This is a genomic window from Bordetella sp. (genome assembly GCF_051960075.1).
Lineage (GTDB): Bacteria > Pseudomonadota > Gammaproteobacteria > Burkholderiales > Burkholderiaceae_B > Bordetella.
The window spans coordinates 1-6,106 of record NZ_JBQCER010000007.1 but is presented as its reverse complement, the minus strand read 5'-3'; the positions used below and the strand labels follow the sequence as shown (position 1 = coordinate 6,106).

Below are 6,106 nucleotides of genomic sequence, written 5' to 3'. Positions count from 1 at the left end.
CACCGGTACACCGGCTTCACCTTCCTTCAGCGCGGCAACGATCTGGCTTTCTGTAAATCTGGTTTTCTTCAAGGGAGACTCCTAACGGGGGAGGCTCCGAATATTCTACTGACGACTGTCTACCGCACGGGGAAGCTTACGGAATGATCTCGTAAGCTTACGCCGCGATGCACGAAAGGATATACAAATCCCGATTTTGTGACGCGAGCCCAGCGTTAGGATGGATTCAAACATGGGCTATCTTTGACTATCGTATCTCAGCGACCTTCGGTGGGAACAATACCAGGTAGAAGAAGCATGGGCGCGTAAAAGATAGGAGCACTATAAAACCATGTAGCACTTTTTTATATGCTTACGCCCGTCAGAGCAAAACAGAACGTCTCCCTCTTACTCTAAGGACGTAAAAAATTATGAAAAATAATGATTCCGATAAAATCGAAAATTACGATATTAGTACAGGGATTGGAATAATAACCACAGCTACTTTCTGTCTTTCAGTTGTCTTCGATTTGGGAAATCTTGAAGCACTTGGGCTCTCGTTTTCCGACGTACCAACAACAATAGCCGATCACGTTCGAGATGCACTTTTATGGGCCCCCGGAGTATTATTTGCGGCGCTGGCATATACGATGATGGAATTGATGCGCCGCCGCGCCCAACAAGGACTCATTAAAGACAAGCAGATTGATCAAACAGAAGAATCGAATCGCACCACAAGGCCTCGGTGGTTATTATACGGATTACTTGTAGGCCTCGCCTTCCTTATAATTATTCTTAATCCCTTGTTCGGATATACATTCATAAGGATTATGCCGATAGCGACCGCGCTTATGATGTATGAAATAATTCGATGGTCTTTCTCGCACAAACGAGTAGCAGACAGTATTTCTCCGTTGTTGCGCAAATTAATTATTTTTATAATTCCAACTGCTTTTTTCATTTATGACTTGGGATATGCAAAAGGAATCTCGCAACTCATCGAGCAGCCAACCGTTTTGCTGACATTATCCTCACCATCACAATCAGTCGAGGTGACAATCCTGCGTCAGATGGAAAAAGGCATCTTAGTTAAGAATAGTACTGGAAAAGCAATTTTTTATCGCTGGGAATCCGTCCAATCTATATCTCAACAGCTTGCCTCTCCTATAAAAAATAGCTATATCTGCCGGAGGTTTAATTTTTTCTGCTCATTTAATTGGTAAATTGTGGGAGCCACACAGAACAGAAAACGATCATTCTTGAGTCATAACGTGATCTATTTATAATCAAACCATCGCAAAGTTTCCTCATTACTATTATGAGGACAAATGCAATTAAGGAAGTAATGAACGCATAGTATCGTCACCGAAAGAAGCACGAAGCCGTTCTAAATGTTCAGGTTCGACTGACTTCAGAAAAGCGAGATAACCCTTTAAAGATTGAAATTCGTCTGGAGTGAGAAGTTGCTGCATATGGCGATGTATCAGCACACGTAGCTCACGCTTTTTATCACGACCTATAGAAATTCTATTATCTGACGTGATAATAAGTCCAGTCACCCGACGCCCATGTTTCTTCGAAGTTTCAACCACCTTATTGCCATTTAGACTCAAATGAGGCGATTCGATGTTTGCAAGCGTTTCGGCCACGAAGGTTTTGCAGTCTCGTAGTACGTTAGGACTATTGGTAGAAAATGTTAAATCATCTGCATATCGCGTATAGGTAATATCATGCTCTAGACAATAGTCCTCAATCAAAGTGTCAAACGAAAATAATAAAAAATTTGATACCATGGGCGAACTTGGAGCGCCGATAGACAATTCAAGGCATTTCTTCCTGCGATTGAACTTGAATAGCACCCTCCCGAGCAAATCCATATCATCAGGATTTTCCCAGCCTACATTTGTCAGATAACGCATCAGATCATCCATCTTGATCGATGGGAAAAAATTCTGAAAATCCAACTTCAACATGAAGCGATTATGTAGATGAGGACGTGCGTTGTCTGCGAGACCGTGCCCCTTTCTGTATGCAGTCGCAGCTCCGTGAATTTTAAATTCCTTCAATACGGAGCTCATTAACCATCGCTGTAAGAGCTTAATCTCTGGTGTAGGTTGCGCAATCGCGCGAAACTCCCCAGGGGTTTTCTTGGGTATGAAATATTCTTTGTACCGAAGTGGCGCAGTTTTAACGAGTCGATTAAGCTCGCTTGGCGTGAACGGCAGATCAGTCAAAATGGAATCTCTAAGCGCCATTATCTGCTCCGCCCATTTTCGTCATTTTTTTATATGCATGCTTACGTCGAGGCTCGCTTTGCATTTTTTCATACAGACGCACTTTAAGACGCTCGCGGGGAGTAGCTGCTTCTTTTTGGGCGTAATCGATAAAATAGTTATCTCCCGCGCAAAATCGAAAGAAGCGATCGTTCGATGCAGAAAGCAACTCAATTATCTCCAGTCGCTGCAAGACGAATAAAAATTGAGTTAGCCGATGTGCCGCAATATTAATACCAAGTTGTTCAAGAAAAATATTGATATCGTTCTGCCGTGCGACCTGCATTAACTCGATGAAATCCGCCACAAGCAACATCTGGTGAGATAAGTTACGAGGGTCAAAGGCTTCTGTCTCAGAAAGCAGTCCTAAGCGCCGATCAACTTCTTCCCAGATAAAGGTTGCATCGTCTACATCTATTTGAGGAGGCACTACAAAAACTGGGTCTGGGTCGGTATCCCTATGCTTCGGCTGCGCTCGGAGGTAACGCACCAAGCCCAAATTAATGAAAGAATCATCCTCTTCATACCCTTCAGTCACACCTATAACGAGCTTGGGTAATGCAATTGGAACCTTAATGAAGCTTGCGAACTCAGCAATTGCTCCCTCAGTTTCCAAGAAAATGACGATAACATCGACCAGCGCGCACAGATCCTCTTCAAATGACAGAAGATCGTGATACACGCCAAAATGATTCCAATCTTTGTAATTCTCGGGCGTAATTATCCGCTTTGTATACCTGGAATGAACAAGATGGAGTGTTGTTATAAATGCATTACGCTGGCTTGGAGGCTGATCAGGGTTCTGCAGTGCTCCACCGAAGACAGTAATGCGACGCCCAGCACGGCGAACACGTGTCTTAGTAAGATCAATCGAATCCGCAACGGTTTTTATTGTTGAATGCACGTAACAGTTCGACCGATAAACTCAACTACCTTTGATTTGGCGCAGAGAGGCCCGCGTGGCCCGGACGGAGCAACTACGGCTGCGGAGACTGGGCCGCGCGGGCCTCTCTGCGCCGTAAATGCTCACAATTATCGACAGTCTGGCGAAGCGCCCGACATTATTGATCCAGTGTGTGACTAGACCAACAAAACACGTAATTGAGTGTTTAGAGTATAAGGGTTCGCATCTAGGTCGACAACCATAGCTGTCTTCATTTCCACGTCACCTCGTGCATGAGGCAAGAGTAGAGCGGCATCACCCTCAGCGCAGACCATCTTGCTGCCACTGCTATTTTTTCTATGGCTTCTGCGTGCCGTTCATCATCGATAACCTCTTGGCAACCGTAGCAAGAGTAGCAATAGCAGCCTTCCGGACTATGCGTGGGGTATTGATAACCGGAAATAGAGCGTGCCATGCTGGTTCAGCACATGTGCGAGGGAAGCAAAATCGCCATTGAGAGTCTGACTTGGGACACCCACTCGGGACACCAGACTCGAAACCAGCAGTGCAGAAAGGGAAAAAGCCTTGCAAGTCGATGACTCGCAAGGCTTTCTCTATATTACTGGCGGAGACAGAGGGATTCGAACCCTCGATGCAAGTTTTAGCTCACATGCTCCCTTAGCAGGGGAGTACCTTCAACCTCTCGGCCATGTCTCCGGAAAGAGCACAAGATTCTAGCAGAATTTCCGCATCGTTACTGCGATGCGGAAAAACCGGCCACGCAGCCGCGTCAGCCCTTGGCCGCCGGATCCTTGTCCAGGTCAAACGCCTTGTGCAGCGCGCGTACGGCCAGTTCCAGGTACTTGTCGTCGATGAGCACCGAGGTCTTGATCTCGCTGGTGCTGATCATCTGGATGTTGATGCCTTCCTGCGACAGGGTCTGGAACATGAGGCTGGCCACGCCCACGTGCGAGCGCATGCCGATGCCGACGATGGAAACCTTGGCGACCTTCTCGTCGGTGATCAGTTCGCGCGCGCCTACGGCCGGGATCACGTCGCGTTTGAGCACGTCGATGGTGCGCAGGAACTCGTTGCGGTTGACCGTGAAGGAGAAATCGGTGGTGCCGGCCACGGACACGTTCTGCACGATCATGTCCACGTCGATGTTGGCCGCGGCGACCGGGCCCAGGATGGAGTAGGCAATGCCCGGCTTGTCGGGCACGGCCAACAGAGTGATCTTGGCTTCGTCGCGGCTGAAGGCGATGCCCGAGACAACGGCGGCTTCCATTTTTTCGTCTTCCTCAAAAGTAATCAGCGTGCCCGAGCGCATTTCTTCGTCGAGCGGCATGAGCGGGTCGGTCAGCGACGAGAGCACGCGCGTGGGAACGCGGTACTTGCCGGCGAATTCAACCGAGCGGATTTGCAGGACCTTGGAGCCCAGCGAGGCCATCTCCAGCATTTCCTCGAAGGAAACCACGGCCATGCGGCGCGCTTCGGGCACCACGCGCGGGTCGGTGGTGTAGACGCCGTCGACGTCGGTGTAGATCAGGCATTCGTCGGCGCCGATGGCGGCCGCCACGGCAACGGCCGAGGTGTCGGAACCGCCACGCCCCAGCGTGGTGATGTGGCCTTCGTCGTCCACGCCCTGGAAACCGGTGACGATGACCACGCGGCCGTCGTTCAGGTCGGCACGGATGCGGGTGTCGTCGATCGAGTTGATGCGCGCCTTGGTGTAGGACGAATCGGTCTTGACGGCCACTTGCCAGCCGGCATAGCTGCGCGCCTGGACACCCTCGGCCTGCAGCGCAATGGCCAGCAGGCCGCTGCTGACCTGCTCGCCGGTGGCGGCAATGGCATCGAGCTCGCGCCCATCGGGCTGCGGCGACAGTTCGCGCGCCAACCCCAGCAGGCGGTTGGTCTCGCCCGACATGGCGGAAGGAACGACCACCACTTGGTGGCCTGCTGCATGCCATTTGGCAACGCGGCGCGCGACGTTCTTGATGCGCTCGATCGAGCCCATCGACGTGCCGCCATATTTATGAACGATCAGGGACATAGTGCTCTGAATTTCGTGCTGGGAACAAAAACGACGCTGCCGGCCATATTTTGCATATCGGCTGGCAAGCAATTGGCAAAGCCTAATATTTTAGCGCGACGGCGAAATCCTGCTTCAAACCGGGGGCGATAAGGAAATAACCACGCGTCCGCGTGCGCACCCCACCACTTTGCCCGCATGCTCCCAGCGCAGTTGGCGGTCGTGGCCCAGGGCGTGCAGTTGCCGCAGCTGGCGCGCCAGTTCGGAAAGCCGCGCGTCGCTGGGCATGGGCAGCCCCCGGCCGGCCAGCCAATGGCGCAGCACATGCAATTGACGCGCCGGCGACAGGTCGCGCCAGGCCGCGAGAGAAAAACTGGCGTCGGCCGGCGAAAAATCCAGCGCTGCCAGATCGGCCCGGGCAACTTCGTCCAGCACTTCGGCGGCCTCGGCCATATGGCGCGCGTGACGCGCGACGACGGCCTGCCACGCCGGCCAGCGCGCGTCCAGCGCGGGCTTGAGCTGCGTGCGCACCGCTGCGCGGGTATAGCGCGCGTCGGTATTGGTCGGATCCTCCACGGGCTGCCAGCCCTGGACCTGGGCAAAAACCGCCGCCGCCGCGCGGATGGCCGCACGGGGCACCGACAGCCAAGGCCTCAGATAGCGCACGCCGTCGCGCTCGGTTTCGGCGGCCATCGCAGCCATGCCATGCAGCCCGGCGCCGCGCAGCAGCCGCAACAGCACGGTCTCGGCCTGGTCGTCCTGGTGATGGGCCAACAGCACCAGCGTGACGCCGGCCTGCTTCGCCAGGCCGGCCAACGCTTCGTAGCGCGCCTGGCGCGCCGCGGCTTCGACACCCTTGCCGGTGTCGTCGGGCACGCGCACGCGGGCCTGCAGCACCCGAACGGATAGCAAAGCGCCCAGGGCCTGAACGTGCGC

Annotated in this window: 5 protein-coding genes and 1 tRNA gene; 1 reads left to right on the top strand and 5 read right to left on the bottom strand. The window is 52.7% G+C overall.

Features of this window, described 5'->3' with window-relative positions; genetic code table 11:
• Positions 1-410: 410 nt before the first annotated feature.
• On the top strand, positions 411-1,202 hold the full coding sequence (locus ACTHJ1_RS00715; RefSeq protein ID WP_440186391.1) for a hypothetical protein: 792 nt from the start codon (positions 411-413) through the stop codon (positions 1,200-1,202).
• 111 nt (positions 1,203-1,313) lie between these two features.
• Here the strand turns inward: ACTHJ1_RS00715 and ACTHJ1_RS00710 are convergent, their stop codons facing one another.
• The 5 genes from ACTHJ1_RS00710 to tilS form a co-directional block, all read right to left on the bottom strand.
• A complete protein-coding gene (locus tag ACTHJ1_RS00710; protein ID WP_440186389.1) occupies positions 1,314-2,234 on the bottom strand; it encodes a retron St85 family RNA-directed DNA polymerase in 921 nt (306 codons plus the stop codon).
• Positions 2,224-3,156, bottom strand: a complete 933-nt coding sequence (locus ACTHJ1_RS00705) for a retron St85 family effector protein (RefSeq protein WP_440186387.1) — start codon at positions 3,154-3,156, stop codon at positions 2,224-2,226. Before ACTHJ1_RS00705 ends, ACTHJ1_RS00710 begins: the two co-directional genes overlap by 11 nt.
• 602 nt (positions 3,157-3,758) lie before the next feature.
• Positions 3,759-3,852: transfer RNA gene (locus ACTHJ1_RS00700), tRNA-Ser, on the bottom strand.
• A gap of 73 nt (positions 3,853-3,925) precedes the next feature.
• The gene (locus ACTHJ1_RS00695) at positions 3,926-5,191 is read right to left on the bottom strand and encodes an aspartate kinase (RefSeq protein ID WP_440186385.1); all 1,266 of its coding nucleotides are present in this window, start codon (positions 5,189-5,191) and stop codon (positions 3,926-3,928) included.
• A gap of 114 nt (positions 5,192-5,305) precedes the next feature.
• Positions 5,306-6,106: tRNA lysidine(34) synthetase TilS (gene tilS / locus ACTHJ1_RS00690; RefSeq protein WP_440186383.1), on the bottom strand; the 801-nt coding region annotated here is incomplete at its 5' end.